The sequence below is a fragment of the Chitinophaga silvatica genome, from assembly GCF_003419895.1.
Taxonomy (GTDB): Bacteria; Bacteroidota; Bacteroidia; order Chitinophagales; family Chitinophagaceae; genus Chitinophaga; species Chitinophaga silvatica.
Genome location: NZ_QPMM01000012.1, coordinates 168,693 through 187,667, shown reverse-complemented (window position 1 = coordinate 187,667; position 18,975 = coordinate 168,693). Strand labels below are relative to the sequence as shown.

Annotated in this window: 16 protein-coding genes; 5 read left to right on the top strand and 11 right to left on the bottom strand. The window is 41.4% G+C overall.

What is annotated here, in order from left to right:
- Positions 1-24 precede the first annotated feature (24 nt).
- The 3 genes from DVR12_RS21915 to DVR12_RS21905 are packed head-to-tail and all read left to right on the top strand — an operon-like array spanning position 25 to position 2,406.
- Positions 25-768 carry a glycosyltransferase family 2 protein gene (locus DVR12_RS21915; protein WP_116977943.1) on the top strand — a complete coding sequence of 248 codons (744 nt, stop codon included), beginning with the start codon at positions 25-27 and terminating at the stop codon, positions 766-768.
- 7 nt (positions 769-775) lie between these two features.
- Positions 776-1,573, top strand: coding sequence for an O-methyltransferase (locus DVR12_RS21910; RefSeq protein WP_116977942.1), 798 nt, complete (start codon positions 776-778; stop codon positions 1,571-1,573).
- A 35-nt stretch (positions 1,574-1,608) separates the two neighbouring features.
- Positions 1,609-2,406, top strand: a complete 798-nt coding sequence (locus tag DVR12_RS21905; RefSeq protein ID WP_199417173.1) for a carboxylesterase family protein — start codon at positions 1,609-1,611, stop codon at positions 2,404-2,406.
- A 196-nt stretch (positions 2,407-2,602) separates the two neighbouring features.
- Here the strand turns inward: DVR12_RS21905 and DVR12_RS21900 are convergent, their stop codons facing one another.
- From DVR12_RS21900 to hemA, 11 genes are all read right to left on the bottom strand, one after another.
- Positions 2,603-4,021, bottom strand: a complete 1,419-nt coding sequence (locus DVR12_RS21900; RefSeq protein ID WP_116977941.1) for a TolC family protein — start codon at positions 4,019-4,021, stop codon at positions 2,603-2,605.
- On the bottom strand, positions 4,014-7,151 hold the full coding sequence (locus tag DVR12_RS21895) for an efflux RND transporter permease subunit (protein WP_116977940.1): 3,138 nt from the start codon (positions 7,149-7,151) through the stop codon (positions 4,014-4,016). Before DVR12_RS21895 ends, DVR12_RS21900 begins: the two co-directional genes overlap by 8 nt.
- An 11-nt stretch (positions 7,152-7,162) precedes the next feature.
- Positions 7,163-8,278, bottom strand: a complete 1,116-nt coding sequence (locus DVR12_RS21890) for an efflux RND transporter periplasmic adaptor subunit (RefSeq protein ID WP_116977939.1) — start codon at positions 8,276-8,278, stop codon at positions 7,163-7,165.
- Positions 8,279-8,403: 125 nt separating this feature from the next.
- The gene (locus tag DVR12_RS21885) at positions 8,404-8,784 is read right to left on the bottom strand and encodes a hypothetical protein (protein WP_147323512.1); all 381 of its coding nucleotides are present in this window, start codon (positions 8,782-8,784) and stop codon (positions 8,404-8,406) included.
- Between the two features lie 355 nt (positions 8,785-9,139).
- A complete protein-coding gene (gene hemL / locus DVR12_RS21880) occupies positions 9,140-10,426 on the bottom strand; it encodes a glutamate-1-semialdehyde 2,1-aminomutase (protein ID WP_116977937.1) in 1,287 nt (428 codons plus the stop codon).
- A 27-nt stretch (positions 10,427-10,453) separates the two neighbouring features.
- A complete protein-coding gene (gene hemB, locus DVR12_RS21875; protein ID WP_262511928.1) occupies positions 10,454-11,425 on the bottom strand; it encodes a porphobilinogen synthase in 972 nt (323 codons plus the stop codon).
- A gap of 39 nt (positions 11,426-11,464) precedes the next feature.
- Positions 11,465-12,376, bottom strand: a complete 912-nt coding sequence (gene hemF, locus DVR12_RS21870; protein ID WP_116977935.1) for an oxygen-dependent coproporphyrinogen oxidase — start codon at positions 12,374-12,376, stop codon at positions 11,465-11,467.
- 5 nt (positions 12,377-12,381) lie between these two features.
- A complete protein-coding gene (hemE, locus tag DVR12_RS21865; RefSeq protein ID WP_116977934.1) occupies positions 12,382-13,410 on the bottom strand; it encodes a uroporphyrinogen decarboxylase in 1,029 nt (342 codons plus the stop codon).
- The gene (locus DVR12_RS21860) at positions 13,407-14,150 is read right to left on the bottom strand and encodes a uroporphyrinogen-III synthase (RefSeq protein ID WP_116977933.1); all 744 of its coding nucleotides are present in this window, start codon (positions 14,148-14,150) and stop codon (positions 13,407-13,409) included. Before DVR12_RS21860 ends, hemE begins: the two co-directional genes overlap by 4 nt.
- Positions 14,137-15,060 (bottom strand): hydroxymethylbilane synthase, encoded by a 924-nt coding sequence (gene hemC / locus DVR12_RS21855; RefSeq protein ID WP_116977932.1) that lies wholly within the window; start codon positions 15,058-15,060, stop codon positions 14,137-14,139. Before hemC ends, DVR12_RS21860 begins: the two co-directional genes overlap by 14 nt.
- 5 nt (positions 15,061-15,065) lie before the next feature.
- The gene (gene hemA / locus DVR12_RS21850) at positions 15,066-16,319 is read right to left on the bottom strand and encodes a glutamyl-tRNA reductase (protein ID WP_116977931.1); all 1,254 of its coding nucleotides are present in this window, start codon (positions 16,317-16,319) and stop codon (positions 15,066-15,068) included.
- Between the two features lie 218 nt (positions 16,320-16,537).
- On the opposite strand from hemA, the gene hemH reads away from it, so the two are divergent.
- Both hemH and hemG read left to right on the top strand, forming a co-directional pair.
- Positions 16,538-17,575, top strand: coding sequence for a ferrochelatase (gene hemH, locus DVR12_RS21845; RefSeq protein ID WP_116977930.1), 1,038 nt, complete (start codon positions 16,538-16,540; stop codon positions 17,573-17,575).
- Between the two features lie 16 nt (positions 17,576-17,591).
- Positions 17,592-18,938 (top strand): protoporphyrinogen oxidase, encoded by a 1,347-nt coding sequence (gene hemG, locus DVR12_RS21840; RefSeq protein WP_116977929.1) that lies wholly within the window; start codon positions 17,592-17,594, stop codon positions 18,936-18,938.
- The last annotated feature ends 37 nt before the right edge of the window (positions 18,939-18,975 follow it).

Below are 18,975 nucleotides of genomic sequence, written 5' to 3'. Positions count from 1 at the left end.
TGCTGCCAAATTAATCCACTTTCAATGCTTAATAACAAAAAGATTGTGGTTGTATTACCGGCCTACAACGCAGCTCTGACGCTGGAAAGAACTTTCCGGGAGATCCCTTTCGATATCGTTGATGAAGTAGTATTAGTAGACGATGCAAGTAAAGATGAAACCTTAGAAGTTGGAAGAAAACTTGGAATTCGTCACCTTATCAGACATGATAATAACAAAGGATATGGAGGCAACCAAAAGTCATGTTACAATAAAGCCCTTGAATTGGGAGCCGATATTGTTGTAATGTTACATCCTGATTATCAATATACTCCGAAGCTAATTACAGCAATGTGTAGTATTATTGCAAATGATGTATATCCCGTAGTTTTTGGATCAAGAATTCTGGGAAAAGGTGCTTTAAAGGGTGGAATGCCACTTTATAAATACTTTTTTAACCGTTTCCTGACATTCACCCAGAATGTGCTGATTGGCCAGAAACTGAGTGAATATCATACCGGTTACCGTGTTTTTTCGGCTGAAGTGTTGAAAAATATTAACTATATGGCTGATAATGACGACTTTGTGTTTGATAATGAAATGGTTAGCCAGATTTTCATGAAGGGATATGAAATTGCCGAAGTTACCTGCCCAACCAAATATTTCGATGAAGCATCCAGCATCAATTTTAAAAGGAGCGCCATCTATGGTTTGGGAGTGTTAAGAGTATCTTTGCAACATCGCCTGCATATGTGGGGTTTAAATAAAAACAAAATCTATCAAAATTAAATAGTCCGTGGGTTTAGCACAACAGTATCAATTAGCTGGTAAATACCTAAAGTATTATTTTACAGCAGGTAACAGACATGATGTTCATTCTCCTTTTGTCTTTTCTCTCATAGAAGAGGTATTGCGTGATAAAAAACAATATCCCGCATTTAAAGAAATTGAACAACTGCGCCAGCAATTACTGAAAAGTGATGAAACCCTGATTGTCACCGACTTAGGTGCAGGATCTATTGTGTCGGCCGGCAATGAGCGTAAAGTGAAGGATATTACCCGATATGCGGCAAAACAGCCAAAGTTTGGGCAACTCTTTTTCCGGCTGATACAATACTTACAACCAAAAAGAATTTTGGAACTGGGTACTTCAATGGGTTTGTCTACTGCCTACATGGCCAAAGCTGCCCCCCAGGCGCAGGTAACAACCATTGAAGGCTGCCCCAATATTGCCGCACGTGCAGCAAAAAACTTCCAGGCTCTCAATATTCATAATATAACCCAGGTCACCGGAAATTTCGATACCGTTCTGCCAGAAGTATTAAAACAAATTCAATTGGCCGATTGGGTGTATATTGATGGAAACCACCGTAAAGAGCCTACTGTTTCCTACTTTCTTCAATGCCTCCAATATGTCGATGAATACTCCGTACTGATCTTCGATGATATCCACTGGACACCGGATATGGAAGAAGCCTGGCATACTATTCAGCAACATCCTCAGGTCACCTATACGATCGACCTCTTTTTCATTGGCCTTGTATTTTTTAGAAAAGATTTTAAAGTAAAGCAACACTTTACATTGAAATACTAACTTTCGGGTAGTATATTGGGTGAAAACACCCCGTTATGAATTACTTGAAATTTTTATTATTCTCTTGCTTTTTATTGGCCGGACTATCAGCTATGAGCCAGGATTTGTCGCAATATGAGTATAAAACGTTTATTCGTAAAGGTGATACTTTACGTTATAGAATGTTATTGCCTCAAAATTATGATGCCAATAAAAAATATCCATTAATAGTTTTCCTGCATGGTGCTGGTGAAAGAGGCTCCGATAATAATGCTCAGTTGCTGCATGGTGGTGATATGTTTCTGAGAGATAACATCCGCCAGAATTATCCTGCAATTGTCATTTTTCCGCAATGCCCTTCGGAAGCTACCTGGGCACCAATGAAACTTATCCGGGATAATGAAGGTAAAGTTATCAACTTCGCTATTAGCGCAGAAGAACCACCTACCAAACCTACTGCTCTGTTAAGCGGATTATTGGATAGCTTGTTACATAGTAAGAAAATCAATACCAAGAAAGTTTACATCGGTGGACTCTCACTAGGCGGTATGGGTACATTCTATATGATCTCTAAATTCCCTGATCTTTTTGCTGCTGCCTTCCCAATCTGCGGAGCTGGCGATGTTGCTGCTGCCGATCGCTTTGCAAAAAAAGTTCCCGTTTGGATCTTCCATGGAGGAGATGATAAAGTAGTACCGGTAGATGCTTCCAGGGCTTATGATACCAAACTGAAATCACTGGGAGTTGAATATAAATATACCGAATACCCTGGCGTAGGCCACAATAGCTGGGATAACGTATTCGTAGAACCAGGATTAATGCCATGGTTATTTGAACATACCAAACGTAAATAGCTCGCGTTGCTCGCTGTTTCACACAGAGGCGCAGAGATTAATATTAAGTAGCATAAAGATTAAAGCGAGTATTATTAAGGAAAATCATATGAAATTCCTTAATAATACTCGCTTTAATCTTTATTATCTTAAAAAAATCCTTTGCGCCTTAATATTAATCTCTGCGCCTCTGTGTGAAACAAACGAGCAAAGCGAGTTAACTCCCTCCCAACGCCCTGTAAAGTGAAACCAATCCCTGATAGGTACCCCTCTTTGTTGTCACTAAAGCCAGTTCTGCTTCCAAAGCACTTTTCTGTGCTGTAATTATTTCCAGGTAATTGGCATAACCGGTTGTGAACAAAATATTAGCAGTTGAAATAGCTTCCTGTAATATTCTTACTTCCTCTGATTTCAGCAGATAGGTTTGTTGCTGATTCTCCAGTTTATTCACCGCTGTGGCCACTTCCTGGTAACCATTAATTATAGATTGCTGATAATTATAGAATGCAGTATATGCATTGGCGTTAGTAATATTATACTGAGCTTTCAATTGTTTCTGATTAAAAACCGGAGCTACGAGATTACCAGCTACTCCCCAGGCTATAGAAGCGGGTGATTGAAATAATAATCCTGCTTTGAAGGCATTGAATCCGGCATACGGTGTAATAGACAATGCCGGAAAGAATGAAGCCCTCGCTGCTTTTACATCGGCCTTAGTAGCTGATAATTCCAGTTCTGCCTGGTGAATATCTGGCCGATTTAGTAACAACTGAACGGGAATTCCTTTACTGGTTAGCTCAGGAATTGCCCCTAAATCTTTAAAGGAAGTTCTGCTAACAGGTTGTGGAAAACGACCAAGTATTACATTCAGTTGATTTTCCAGTAAAGCCACTTCCTGCTTCACTCCATACGCCAGGGCTTTTGTACTTAACAATTGTGCATTGAATTGTTGCACCGCCAGTTCGGTAGCTCTTCCGGCTTCTTTCTGAATTCTAACGGTGGCAAGTGCAGCTTCCTGCAATTGGATATTTCGTTCGATGATTGTGGCTTCATTATCTAAAGCTATCAATTCATAATACAATCCTGCTACGCCTGCAACAATTTGAGTAGTTAGTAATCGCCGACCTTCCATACTGGAAAGAAATCTCGAGTAGGCGGCTTGCCGCTTTCCTTTCAGTTTTCCCCACAGATCTATTTCCCAGCTGCTTCTTAAGCCGGCAAAATATTCTGGTGTAGGGCCCGGAATACGTTGATCTTTACTAATATTTGGAGAAAGGTTTGTGTCGAAATTCCCAACTCCGTTTAGCGTATAATCGGCATATTTATCTACTCCGGCTGTTAGTGCAACATTCAATGTAGGGAGCCAGGCATTTTTTGCCTGCATTAAATTGGCTTGTGCAATACTCACACGTTGTGATGCTGCCAACAGGTCATAGTTATTTTTTAATGCTGTATCAATAAGTGCCCGAAGTTTTTCATCCTGAAAAATTGCAGCAATATGATTCAGTGAAATGGTATCTGCACTAACAGGAACAGCTACACGCTCGGGCATAACTGTATGTTTGGGAATGCTGCATCCCCCTGCAATGAGGGAGATACAGCCTATAAGTATATATTTATTAAGATGTTTATTCATTAGTGTATGTTTTGAGTGTAACAGGCTTTTTACGAATCATGGAAGCAAATAGTACATAAAGTCCTGGTATCACCAGCACCCCGAATAATGTTCCAATAAGCATTCCTCCGGCGGCTGCGGTACCAATAGAACGGTTACCCATAGCACCGGCACCGGATGCAATACATAGTGGAATAAGACCTGCAATAAACGCAAAGGAAGTCATAAGAATCGGGCGTAGCCTGGATACTGCACCTTCGATAGCTGCTTCCATTACACTTGCTCCGTGCTTGTTTTTCAGAATCGCAAATTCAACTATCAGAATCGCATTTTTACCAAGTAACCCAATCAACATAACCAATGCTACCTGTGCATAAATGTTATTCTCCAATCCTAATAGTTTCAAAGAAAGGAAAGCGCCAAAAATACCTGCTGGCAGTGAAAGTAATACCGGTAATGGTAACAGGAAGCTTTCGTATTGCGCGGCCAGTAACAGATACACGAATACCAATACAATGAGGAAGATCCAGACCGCCTGATTTCCTGATAAAATCTGTTCACGTGTCATACCGCTCCACTCATAACTAAATCCTCTTGGTAATTCTTTTTCCGCTACTTCCTGTACTGCCGCAATAGCCTGACTGCTACTATATCCTGCTTTCGCATCACCATTAATCATGGCGGCGGTATACATATTGTATCGGGTAAGCTGTTCAGGACCATAAACGCGTTCGAGCTTCACAAAATCGGCATATGAAACCATCTCATTTCTGTCGTTTTTCACGTGCAGTTTAAGTAAGTCTTCCGGCTTAGCTCTGTAGTGTGGGTCGGCTTGTACCATTACTTTATACATCTGACCAAAGCGAATAAAGTTGGAGGCATAAAAGCTACCCATCAGGGTTTGCAGGTTATTCATTGCATTTTCAATGCTCACTCCCTTCTTGGCAGCCATAGCCTGATCTACATGGATCAGATATTGCGGGAAGGAAGCATCGAATGAAGTAAATGCACTGCTGATTTCAGGTCGTTTTTTTAGTGATTCAATAAACTGCTCTGTAATCTTAGCTGTTTGTTCAATATCCCCACTTCCGCTTTTATCCAGTACCCGTAGTTCAAAACCGCTGGAGTTACCGAATCCGGGTACGGTAGGTGGTGGGAAAAATTCGATGCTGGCATCTGCAATATCAGCTGTTTTTTTCTGAAGAATCCGGATCATTTCTGCAACAGTAGCCTTACGATCTTCCCATGGTTGCAGGTTAATCATTCCCATACCGTATGATGCACCAGCTACTTCATTCACAAGACTATAGCCGGCGAGTGTGGAAACAGATTCTACTTCTTTCAGAGCCGACGCGATTTTTTCAACTTCATCTAAAATGGCTTCTGTACGTTCAACAGTTGCACCTGGTGGTGTGGTAACGTTTACATAAATCATTCCCTGATCCTCTGTTGGAATAAATCCTGAAGGAAGAATCGCATTCACTCCCCAGGTTGCCATAAAGAAAAATACCAGGCAGGCAAGTGTAATTACACGTCTTCCGGCGATAGCACGAATGAATTGTGCATATTTATTTTCAGTTTTGGAATATCCTTTATTAAATCCTTTGAAGAAGCGTTGCAATAATCCTTTCTTCTCTGTACCATGTGTATTCTTCAACATAATAGCACAAAGTGCAGGCGTTAACGTTACTGCATTAATACCAGATATTACAATTGAAATAGCAAGTGTTAGAGAGAATTGCCTGTAGAATACTCCTACAGGCCCCGAAAGGAAAGCCACCGGAATAAACACGGCCGACATAACCAGTGTAATTGCTACGAGTGCGCCACTAATCTCCTTCATGGCTGCAAGTGTTGCATCCATAGGAGAGAGGTGTTCTTCACTCATTTTTACATGGACGGCCTCCACCACTACGATAGCATTATCTACCACAATACCAATTGCCAGTACCAGCGCAAACAGGGTTAGCAGGTTAATGGAGAAGCCCATCATCTGCATAAAGGCTAATGTTCCAATCAATGCTACTGGTACGGCTAAAGCAGGAATGAGGGTAGATCTGAAATCCTGCAGGAAAATAAATACAACAATAAATACCAGAAGGAATGCTTCAAACAGGGTGCGTACCACTTCATGAATAGATGCGTCGAGGAAGCGACTTACATCATAATTGAAGTTATAGGTCATTCCTGGAGGGAAGGAAGTTTTTTTCATTTCTTCCATCTTGGATTTTACATTGCTGATCACCTCACGGGCATTTGATCCGGGCCTTTGTTTTAGCATGATGGAGGCAGAAGGCTTACCATCTGTTTTTGATACCATGCTATAGGTTAGGGAGCCAAATTCAACGGTGGCAACATCTTTTAAGTGTAGTACGGCTCCATCCTGGGAGGCTTTTAAAATAATTTTTTCATATTGTTCGGGTTCAAAGAATTTACCGGTATATCTGAGAACATATTGCAGCATTCTGGGATCTTTGTCGGAGCTCTCACCTGTTTTTCCCGGAGCTGCTTCAATGTTTTGTTTGCGTATGGCGTTAATTACATCATCGGCAGAAACGTTATAGGCAAGCATACGGTCGGGTTTTAACCAAACGCGCATAGCATATTCTTTTGCACCCATGATTTCGGCACGACCAACGCCATCTATACGTTTTAGTTCCTGAAGTACATTGATGTCTGCAAAGTTGTAAATGAATTGTTCATTCAGCGTAGTGTCTTCGCTCATGATATTCAGGTACAACAGCATACTGTTAACTTCCTTTTCTGTTGTAACCCCCACCTTAATAACTTCTTCTGGCAATTCATCTATGATGGTAGCAACGCGGTTTTGCACGTTTACGGCTGCCTGGTCGGGATCTGTTCCTACCTGAAAGAATACTTGAATAACGGTGATACCATCGTTACTGGAAACGGACGACATATAGGTCATTCCCGGTACTCCGTTAATAGCTCTTTCGAGGGGAGTGGATACTGCTTTTGCAGATACTTCGGCATTGGCTCCGGTATATTTTGCTGTTACGGTAACAGACGGAGGTACAATGTCGGGAAATTGGGTGACGGGTAAAGACACGAGTGCCAGTAACCCTACCAATGTAATAATGAGGGATATGACCAGTGATAGCACTGGCCTTTTTATAAATATTTCAAACATTTTTCCTCGGTTTATAAGCTAAGTAAACTATCCATAGGTACCTTTCGTGGCGTTATTTGCAGGCCGTCACGAATATTACGGACCCCTTCACAAACGATGCGTTCTCCAGGCTGAAGTCCTGATTGCACGATATAGAAATGTGCAAATCTGGCCTGTGGTACAAAGTTTTTCATCTTCACTTTGTTGGAGGCATCCACTACAAAAACATAGTTTTTGTCCTGCATTTCAAATACAGCTTTTTGTGGAATGATAACAGCGCTGTCAACGTCTGTGGTTAGTTTTACTTTCCCGCTGGCATTATGTTTCAGTAAGCCCGATGGGTTAGGAAATTTAGCTCTGAAAGCGATGGAACCGGTGTTTTCTTCAAACTCGGCCTCCACTGTTTCGATATGGCCTGAATGTACATAGTCGCTGCCATCGGCCAATACCAATGCTACCTGCTGGTTTTGAGGTGATTTTGAAACTGATTTATTGTATTGAAGGTATTCTGTTTCAGAAACATTAAAATATGCATAGATCTCACGTGTGTCTGAAACGCTTGTCAATAAAGATCCTTCAGAAATAAGACTACCTTTCTTCAGCGGAATTCTATCTATAATTCCATCGAAAGGGGCGCGTACACTGGTGAATGAAAGATGCATTTCTGCATTTGCAACGGCAGAGCGGGCCTCTTCAATTTTTGCTTCAGCAGCGGCTAATTTGGCATTTACAACTTCCAGTTCGGATGCGACAATTACTTTTTTATCAACCAACAGTTTTACTCTTTCAGCTTCCAGGGCTGTTGATCTGCTTTCGGCAATCAAACTTGTAAGTACTGCCTTGGCTCTGGTTAATTCCGCTTTATATTCGGCATCACTGATACCAAATAGTAATTGTCCTTTTGTTACAATCTGTCCTTCATCTACATAAATCTTATCTAAAAAGCCATTAACTCTGGCACGTATTTCAACATTCTGAATAGCCTGAATATCGGCAACATAACTACGATCCAGGGAGGTGTCGGTAGTTACTAAAGTGGTAACTGGCAGTACTTTAAGATCTTCTTCGTTTGTATTTTCTCCTTTGGCGGCACAACCAGCCATGAATAGAGCAGCCAGCGATACAATGATCCCGGTATATTGATTCATATTTATTGCATTATTGATCCGTGCACTCACGGAAATAGTGAATACAAATACTTTAATACTCCCTTTTTTGAAGAGAATATCAGTTTTGTTTTAAAAGAAATAGGATTAATAAATATTAAACAGAATCAAAAGGGTTTAAACCTGAAGAGAAAGGAATAATATGCGGGGAGAAATGATTTTTGTTTTTGATATTCTCCTGTTTTATCAACAGGATGATAGATGCTATTGGCCGAAAGGTTAGTATCCAGATATACAATTCTGGTAGGTGTACTTACCTGTGGAGCATTAGCAGAGATGTAATAACGGGTTTTGCGCCTGTTTTTGGTAAGGTGCCAGGTGTCTATTCCATCATCGTCTGCTTCGAGATGAATTGGAATGCTGTTAAGCAGGTTTTGCAGCCTGTCTTCCGTTGCCTGAACTCTTAACTGGTTATGATGAAGGGTTAACTGACGATGAGCGGCAAAAGTAGGTATCATCCCTGCCATTAACTGGAGGAACAATAGCATTGTTACCATTATTCGACGTCTAATATTTGAAACCTTCAAATTCATCAGTCAACAAAATTAATATTTTTTGTTAAGTACAAAATTGCTTTGTTGTGAACGGTAATTCAGAAAAGAAAATGGTAACACCCAAGAAGTAAAAAATGGGGTTATCAATTTATAATCCACCAAACATCAATTCAATAACTCAACAAAACAACTATTCTAAAAAATATCCGCTTCGATCCTTATGCCTCTTGCTTCTTATGCTCCTTTGCGAGAAACAAGCGAGCAACGCGAGCTAAGTAAAATAATAAAGGGCTAACCGGAAATAAATCTGGTTAGCCCTTTCCACTCTGCACAAGGATTGAAATGTTAACTATTTAATAGCCTGCATTGCAGCTTTAGCAGCAGCAATTGTAGCATCGAGGTCTTCGGTAGTAAGCGCATTGCTCATAAACCAGCTTTCGAAGGCCGATGGTGGTAAATATACACCACGTTCCAGCATTGCATGGAAGAAGCGCTTAAATAACTCGTTGTTAGCACCTGACGCAGATGTAAAATCTACGATAGGATATTCTGCAAAATGTGCGCTCAGCATAGAACCAATGTGGTTGATGCTGTGTACAACGCCTGCGGCACCAAACGCTTCTTTGAGTCCGTTTACCAGGTATTCAGATTTTTCCTGAAGTTGTTGATAAATAACAGGATTATCATTGAGCGTCTGCAGTAATGTGTAGCCTGAAATCATTGCAATAGGATTACCGCTTAAGGTACCAGCCTGATATACTTTACCTGCTGGTGCAAGATGTTCCATAATGGCTTTTGGTCCTGCAACTGCACCTACTGGCATTCCAGCGCCAATGATTTTACCAAATGTAACCAGGTCGGCTCTGATGCCTAATAATTCCTGAGCGCCTCCGCGTGCTAATCTGAATCCGGTCATCACTTCATCAAAAATGAGCAGGATATTATTAGCATCACAGAGTTGTCTGAGTCCTTCCAGAAATCCTGGCTGAGGCAGAATACAACCCATGTTACCGGCAATAGGTTCAACGATGATAGCTGCGATTTCATCAGGATGTTCGGCTATCAGTTGTTCCACAGCTGGTAAGTTATTATACGGAGCAGTTAAAGTATCTTCTGCAACAGAGGCAGTTACACCAGGAACAGATTGAATTCCCAGCGTGGCAACACCACTACCGGCACTAACCAGGAATGCATCAGCATGTCCGTGGTAGCAACCTTCAAATTTGATGAATTTATTGCGTCCTGAGTATCCTCTGGCTAGTCTGATTGCTGTCATGCAGGCTTCAGTACCGGAATTCACCATACGAATCATATCAATGTTGGGCACCATGCCAACAATGAGCTCAGCAATTTTTATTTCCAGTTCAGTAGGAGCGCCGAAAGAAGTAGAGTAAGTAGCATATTCCTGAATTGCTTTCACAACAGGTTCGTATGCATGACCAAGAATCATTGGTCCCCAGGAGTTGATATAATCGATATACTTGTTTCCGTCTACATCGTACATATAAGCGCCTTTGGCCCTTTCCATGAAAACGGGCACACCGCCAACACTTTTGAACGCGCGTACGGGAGAGTTTACGCCGCCGGGAATTACCTGTTTAGCTTTCCCGAATAACATTTCACTTTTGCTGTACATCCTGGTTTGTTTTGAGAATGATAACTTTTATTTATTTAGCAATTTTACTGCATCTTTTGCAAAGTAAGTAGCGATCAGGTCGGCACCTGCACGCTTGATGCTGGTAAGGCTTTCGATAATTGCCTTATTTTCATCCAGCCATCCTCTTTCTGCTGCAGCTTTAATCATAGCATATTCTCCGCTTACATGATATGCGCTAACTGGTACGGTTACACGGTCTTTCAGAATACGCATGATATCTAAGTAAGCCATTGCTGGTTTAACCATTACAATATCTGCTCCTTCTTCAACATCCATCAATGTTTCCTTGATAGCTTCACGTGAGTTGGCATAATCCATCTGATAGGTTTTCTTATCACCAAATCCCGGAGCCGAATCCAATGCATCTCTGAATGGTCCGTAAAAGCAGGAAGCATATTTAGCGCTGTAGGCCATAATGCCTGTTTTATCGAAACCATTTTCTTCCAATATATTTCTGATTGCCAGAATACGGCCATCCATCATATCGCTAGGTGCAACAAAATCGGCACCGGCTTGTGCATGGCTTAAGCTCATTTTAGCCAGTACTTCAACTGTAGGGTCATTAACGATTTCAGTACCTTCCACAATACCATCATGGCCATATGAAGAGTAAGGATCTAAAGCTACATCGGTCATTACCACCATTTCAGGAATGGCATTTTTGATACCGCGGATAGCTCTTTGCATCAAGCCATCAGGGTTATAGGCTTCAGTGCCTTTATTATCCTTTACACTGTCTGGTGCTTTAACAAAAAGCAATACACTTTTAATGCCCAGGCCCCAGAGCTCTTTTGCTTCTTTAATAGTAAGATCTAATGAATATCTGAAATATCCTGGCATTGAGCTGATCTCTTCCTTCACATTTTCTCCTTCGGTTACAAATAACGGTGCAATAAAATCACTTGGCGTTAATATTGTTTCCGCAACCATTGCACGAATGGCGGGAGATACTCTTAATATTCTGTTTCTTCTGATCATCTGTATAAAAATTTTTGCTTTTATATTGAATTTGTCAGCTTATTTAATCCAGTTACGAGGTACTAAAAACTCCACCATCTTAGCTTCGGGGCTTCCTTGTTCAGGGTGGAAATCATATTCCCATCGTGCTACCGGAGGTAAACTCATTAAGATAGATTCTGTACGGCCATTGGTTTTCAACCCAAATAAAGTTCCTCTGTCGTGAATCAGATTAAACTCCACGTATCTGCCTCGTCTGTATGCCTGCCAGTCGCGATGTTGATCGTTATATTGGAGGTTCATGGTTTTTTCTACGATAGGAAGATATGCTTTGAGGAATGCATCTCCATTGGCTTTTGAGAATGCAAACAGTGTTTCAGGAGCTTTATCAGCATTTGGGCGCAGGTAGTCATAAAAAATACCACCAATACCTCTTGCTTCGTTGTTGCGATGTCTGTTTACAAAATATTCATCGCATTGTTGTTTATATTTTGGATAAAGGTCTGCACCAAAAGGATCGCAGGCATCTTTAAACATCTGATGAAAATGTTGTCCGTCAGCCTCTTCGAGATAGTAGGGGGTCAGATCAGCTCCGCCACCAAACCAGCTATCTTTCAGTGAACCATCTTCGTTATACAGTTCGAAATAACGGAAGTTGGCATGTACGGTAGGCACGAAAGGATTTACCGGGTGCATCACCAATGAAATGCCACAAGCCATAAACTGGCTGTTGGTCACTCCAAATTGTTGTGCCATTGCTTCAGGAAGTAGTCCGTGTACTACGGAAGTACTCACGCCACCTTTTTCAAAAACATTCCCATCGCCGATGGTACGGGTTTTACCCCCACCGCCGCCTGGGCGCTGCCACAGGTCTTCACGAAAGGTTGCTTTACCATCAATCTTTTCAAAAGCTGCACAGATTTCATCCTGTAATCCGTGAATAAATGATATGAACGAATCTTTAATAATCATGATGCTTAACCGTGTGCTTTTACAGTTTCTACAAATGCTTTGGCATGAGCTACCGGTACATTAGGTAAAATACCATGACCCAGGTTAGCAATATAACGCTGACGGCCAAAGCCTTTCAGCATTTCTTTTACTGATTTCTCAATTTCAGGAATAGGAGCCAGCAACTTAGCCGGATCGAAATTTCCTTGCAATGCAATATTTTCGCCGGCAAACTGGCGGGCAAGATCCGGTTTAATGCACCAGTCGATCCCCAGGCCATGAGCCCCGGTTGCGGCCATATCCTCCAGTGCAAACCAGGCACCTTTGGCAAATATGATGGTAGGGCAAATGTCTTTCATTACTGCAACGATCTGTCTGATGTAGTGGAGGGAGAAGACTTCGAAGTCTTGTGGACTCAGTAATCCGCCCCAGGAGTCGAAGATTTGGACGGTATCGGCACCTGCTGCAACCTGTGCTTTCAGATAAGCGATGGTTGTATCGGTGATCATTTGCAGAAGCTGATGTGCTACTGCTGGTTGTTGGTAGCAAAAGGCTTTTGCTTCATCAAAAGTTTTAGAGCCTTTACCTTGCACCATATAGCAGAGGATAGTCCATGGCGCACCAGCGAAACCAATAAGTGGTACGCGGCCAGCTAAAGTTTGTTTGGTTAATTTCAGTGCATCAAATACATAGTGCAAACGTTCCTGAACATCAGGTACGCAAACACGTTGCAGATCAGCAGCTGTTTTAATAGGATTAGGAAGAAGAGGTCCTACTTTTTCCACGAGTTGAACTTCCAATCCCATAGCCTGAGGAACTACCAGAATATCAGAGAAGATAATAGCAGCATCCACACCAACCTGATCAACAGGCATTACTGTTATTTCGGTTGCTAATTCCGGATTTTCGCAGCGCTCAAAGAAAGAGTATTTGTCACGCAGTTTAATATAATCGGGCAAATAACGGCCAGCCTGACGCATCATCCACACGGGAGTGCGTTCTACAGTTTCACCTTTCAGGGCTTTAAGCAGTAAGTCGTTCTTCAATGCGCTCATTCGTAACAGTTAATGTTGTTAAAATAAAATATAGCTGTGTGCACCATACTTTCTTCACTGGTATCGGTGCTGGAAATGATTTTGTTATCAGTAAATGTTTGCAATGCTTCAGCGGTTGTTGTACCAATAGCGAAGCAAACAGTAGAAGATGGGATTCTGTTAGCAGAAAAGAAGCTTTTTACGGCACTAGGGCTAAAGAATAAGATTCCATCATAAGTAATATCGGAAACTTCAGGTGTAGGTATATTTTCGTAAATCACAAATTCATTGATAGTGATACCTGCCTGCGTGAGAGTATCCGGGAGTTCGTTTCTGCGTTGATTTCCACAAAAGAAATTTACTGCTTTTATATCTGGTAATGCAATAATAGCTTTAGCGAGATCTTTTCCGTAAGCTGCATCGGCCAGAATTGTTGCATTTTTGAATACTCTTTCTGCCTGGTTTCTGGTATTTCCTGAAATGCAGCAAATTTGAGCATTCTCTATTACATAGTGAGTATCTTCCTGATTGAGATAGCAGTGTTCCAGTGTAGTTACCGCATGTGCGCTGGTGAATACCTGTATGGCCCCCGGAGCAAATACCGTAGCCATATTTTCTGCACCCAGTAAACGTTGATTGATGAGCGGTTTTATCTGAATAAAATGCTTTACATCGATCATCAAACCTTTTGCATCAGCAACTTTAATGAGTTGATCAGCAAGTGGCCTGGTACATAATATGCGGTATTTATGATTTGACATTTCTAATTTGTGCTACGACTTCCGCACCACCTTTTGCCAGTATTTCCTGGGCGGCATCTCTGCCCAAATCCGTTGCCTGGTCTGCAGAAGCCTGGCGGGAAGCTTGAAAGAATTTTGTTCCGTCGAGGCTACAAAGTTCACCTTCGAAATGAACGATATTATTTTCTATATATGCATAGGCACTGATAGGAGTAGTACAACCTCCCATTAAAGTGCGTAGAAAATCGCGTTCTATATATGTTGCCAGAGCAGTTGGGGCATGGTTAAAAGCCGCACATGCTTCGAGGCAGAAAGTATCATCTTCTCTGCAAACAGCTACAACTGCACCCTGTGCAGGAGCGGGCAGCATCCAGTCTAATTCTATGGAAGTGGCCGGGCGCACATGAATCCTTTCCAGTCCGGCAGCTGCAAATATGGCACCATCCCAGTTTTCATCCGCTAACTTCTGAAGACGGGTATTTACATTTCCTCTCAGATTAAAGATCTGGTGAGATGGATATTTGCGCAACCATTGAGCTTTTCTGCGAACACTACTTGTTGCAATTGCAGCAATGTAATCAGGTTGTTCCAGGAAATCGGTATTGGTTTTATAAACCAGTAAATCTTTTACCGGGCCCCTTTCCAGTACTGCTGCCTGTTTTAGCTGCAGTGGTAATTGGGTGGGTACATCCTTAAAAGAGTGTACGGCAATATCAATACGGTTATTTAATAATGCAAGATCCAGGCTTTTAGTAAAAATACCTTGTACTCCAATTTCATAAAGAGGGGTAACAAGATCTATATCACCTTCGCTTTTGATGGGCACTAATTCAGTACGATAGCCTTGAGCAACCAGCAGGTTATTGACCTGATGTGCCTGCCACAGGGCAAGTTGACTTTCTCTAGTACCTATCCTGATAACTTTATCCATTTTTATTATTCCTGATTAACTCCTGTCTCGAAAATATCGTTGATCATGGCTATGTATTGGTCGCTCTTATCGGCTTCTTTTCTCACTTTACCAGCCATGAGGTTGATCATTTTTTGAATGATGCGGGAAGATACCAGTTCAATATCTTCTAATTTATAATGTTCGCCGATTCTTTGCTGCTGAATTTCGCGGGTATGAATTTCCTGCAGTTTATCTTTCACGGCTTTCAGTACTACAGCGTGTTTGCGCATTTTATACCAGTAGAGGAATTCTTCCATATGTTCCTCAATAATGGCTAATGCTTTTGGAACTTCGCCTAATCTGTTTTGCAAGGTTTCATCCTGTACTTTAGATAGTTCATCAACATTTACCATGGTAATATTTGGTAATTCGCGAACCGCAGGATCAACATTGAAAGGAATAGACAGGTCGATGATCATTTTGGGTGCTTCTGTCGTAAAATGAGAAGGCAATACCGTAGGGTGTGGAGCATTTGATGCTACCATTATCACATCAGCAGTTGCCAGTTCTTCGCTCAATTGCTCATAAGGAGCATATTTTAAGCCATTTTCCTCTGCAAAATCAGCGGCTACCTGGAGTGTACGATTGATCAGCGTAATTTGTTTGACGCCAAGATATTCAATCATATTTTTGATAGTATTGCGGCCTATTTTTCCTACACCAACCAATACTATTTTTTTATTCCTGATATCCGGACAAACTTTTTCAATCATTCGCACGGTGGCAAATGCAACAGAAACAGTGCCTTTACTAAGGCCAGTTTCAGTTTTGATTAGTTTGGAAACCTGAGATACGCTATTTACAAGCCTTTCCAGGAAACCACCTAAACTATTCTGGGTTTTTGCAAATTTGCTGGCACTACGAATCTGCCCGATGATTTCATAATCACCGAGAATTTGAGAATCAAGGCCTGTTCCCACCTGGTATAGATGTTTAATAGCCTCCTCTCCGGATTTGATATAAGCTATTTCTTCTAGTTGGCTTTTTTCGCCGATTGTTTCTTTAGATAGCAATTCGATCAGCTGATCCGGGGTTGGTGCGAATCCATAAACTTCTGTTCTGTTGCAAGTAGAAAGAACGAATAGATCATCCAGACTTTCTGTTTTTGCTCTTTCCAGAAGTTGTTGATATTGCGTAGGATTGATCGCAAATAACCCTCTGATAGCAGCGTCGGTTTTCTTATAGTTGATTCCAACAATATGAAAATTTGCTATTTCTTTTGAGTGACTGACCTGCATGTTCTTATATAAGCTTCCGGTTGCAAAAGTACTTTTATACGCTACAAACAAACGGTATTAGGCTGTCATTAGTGTGTCATTTCTGCAACTGGTAATTGATAAGAGAAAAAAATGATTTTTATCAGTTTTTGTCTTTACAATAAGATGACATTTATTCACTACTGTTGGGTGTTTACTCCTAAATTTTTATTCTTTACTTTTGCTGCAATTTATAAAAAATGGCAGCTAAATCTGACGTAGGAATAGTTTTAATGAACTTAGGATCGCCCGATTCAACAGCGGTACCTGATGTAAAGCGTTATCTGATAGAGTTTCTGATGGATAAACGGGTAATTGATTATCCCTGGCTTTTTCGTAAGATACTTATCGAAGGCATAATTGTTCCACGCCGTGCAGCTAAATCAGCAGAGGCTTACTCCTCCATTTGGTGGAAAGAAGGATCGCCACTCATTGTACTGACCAAACAATTACAAATGGCAGTACAAAATGATATGGAAATACCTGTGCAAGTGGCTATGCGCTATGGAAATCCAAGCCCGGAAGAGGCTTACAACAATTTGCTCAAGGAAAATCCCAACCTGAAAGAAGTTGTTCTTCTGCCATTATATCCGCATTATGCAATGTCGTCTTACGAAACGGCAGCTATATATGCCGAAGAAGTCTACAAAAAGAAAAAATATAAATTCAAACTTTCTATCATTCCTCCTTTCTACGACGAACCGGAGTATATCAACGCTTTAGCAGAAAGTATGCGCCCTTATCTCCAGCAAGACTATGACTATGTGCTGTTTAGCTATCATGGCGTACCTGAGCGGCATATTTTCAAAGGAGATACAACCGGAGCTCATTGTCTGAAAGTTAACGACTGCTGTCATGTGGCTTCACCAGCGCACAAATTCTGTTATCGCCATCAGGTAACAATTACAGCAGAATTGGTAGCTCAGCAACTGAAATTGCCTCGCGAAAAATGGGGAATCTCATTTCAGTCGCGCTTAGGCAGGGAAGAATGGATAAAACCTTATACAGCAGGCGTTTTGGAGACTTTACCCTCCGAAGGAAAGAAAAAGTTGCTGGTAGTTTGTCCTGCTTTTGTCTCCGATTGCCTGGAAACACTGGAAGAAATAGCTGTTGAAGGAAAACATACTTTCATCTCCAATGGTGGTGAATCGTTTACCATGATCCCTTGCCTTAATATTCATCCGCTTTGGGTAAAAGCCATAGTGAAATATTGCCAGCAAATTATAGCAGAACAATAGCCAAATTTTTTTCGTCATGTCCGAACAACCCATTTTGATTATAGGAGCCGGAATATCCGGACTCAGTATTGCTTATCACCTACAGCAGCAAAATATTCCCTATTTATTGCTGGAAGCATCTTCCCGGGCAGGAGGAGTAATGACCTCCTACCATGATCAGGGATTTGAAATGGATGCAGGAGCCAATACTATTGCAGCTTCACCGGAAGTCTTGCAATTCTTTGATGAATTGGGTTTGTCGGAATATCTTTTACAGGCTTCAGCTGCAAGTAAGAATAGATTTTTAGTGAGAAATGGACAATTGCACGCTGTTTCTCCTCATCCGTTTAAAATTATTTCTTCTCCATATTTAAGTCGACAAAGTAAATGGCGACTTTTCACAGAGCGGTTCAGAAAGCCACTGCCGGGAATCTCTGAAGAAACAGTTACGACATTTGTAAGCCGCCGGTTTAATAAAGAAATTGCAGATTATGTATTTGATCCGGTATTGTCGGGGATTTATGCCGGCAATCCTGATAAATTGAGCATAAAAGAAGTATTACCAGCTTTGCCAAAATGGGAGGAAACCTATGGTAGTGTGACTAAAGGCCTGATGAAAAATAAAGGGGCAATGGGTGGCCGTAAGATTATCAGCTTTAAAGGAGGTAATCAAATCCTGACAGATAGAATGGCATCCCGGTTATCGACTCCCGTGCGGTTGAATTCCGAGGTAACTGCTATCAGCAAAGGTGCTGAAGGTTATGACGTGCAGGTACTGGAGCAGGGAAATCCGACTACCATTAAAGCAAGTCAGGTTGTTTTTACAACACCAGCATATATAACAGCTAATGTTGTTAAGTCGTTGGATGCACAATTGTCAAAGCAGTTAAGCGCCATACATTATCCTAAAATGGGTGTGCTGCATGTGGGTTTTGAAGCCAGCGCAATACCACAACCAGTGGAAGGATTTGGATTCCTGGTTCCAAATGCAGAAAACCTGCATTTTCTGGGAGCTATCTGCAACAGTGCCATCTTCCCTGAAAAGGCACCCGAAGGAAAAGTTTTGTTTACAATTTTTACGGGAGGAGCAAGACAGGAGCAATTGCTGGACCAGATGGGTGCAGAAGCCCTTCAGAATAAGATTATTGAAGAGGTTTCACAATTATTGAAAATAACAGCGGCGCCTACACTGAAATATTTCCGCCGCTGGGATAAGGCAATTCCGCAATTAAATGTAGGATTCGGAGAAGTTAGGACGGCAGTTGATCAGTTTGAGAAAAAATATCCGGGAATCTTTATTAGTGGAAATTACCTGCAAGGTGTTGCTATTCCTGCTTTATTGCAATACGGAAAAACATTTGCGGCGCAGTTAAGAAAAAAATAGCAATTGAAATTGACGCGTTGCTTTCATTTTTTCTTTA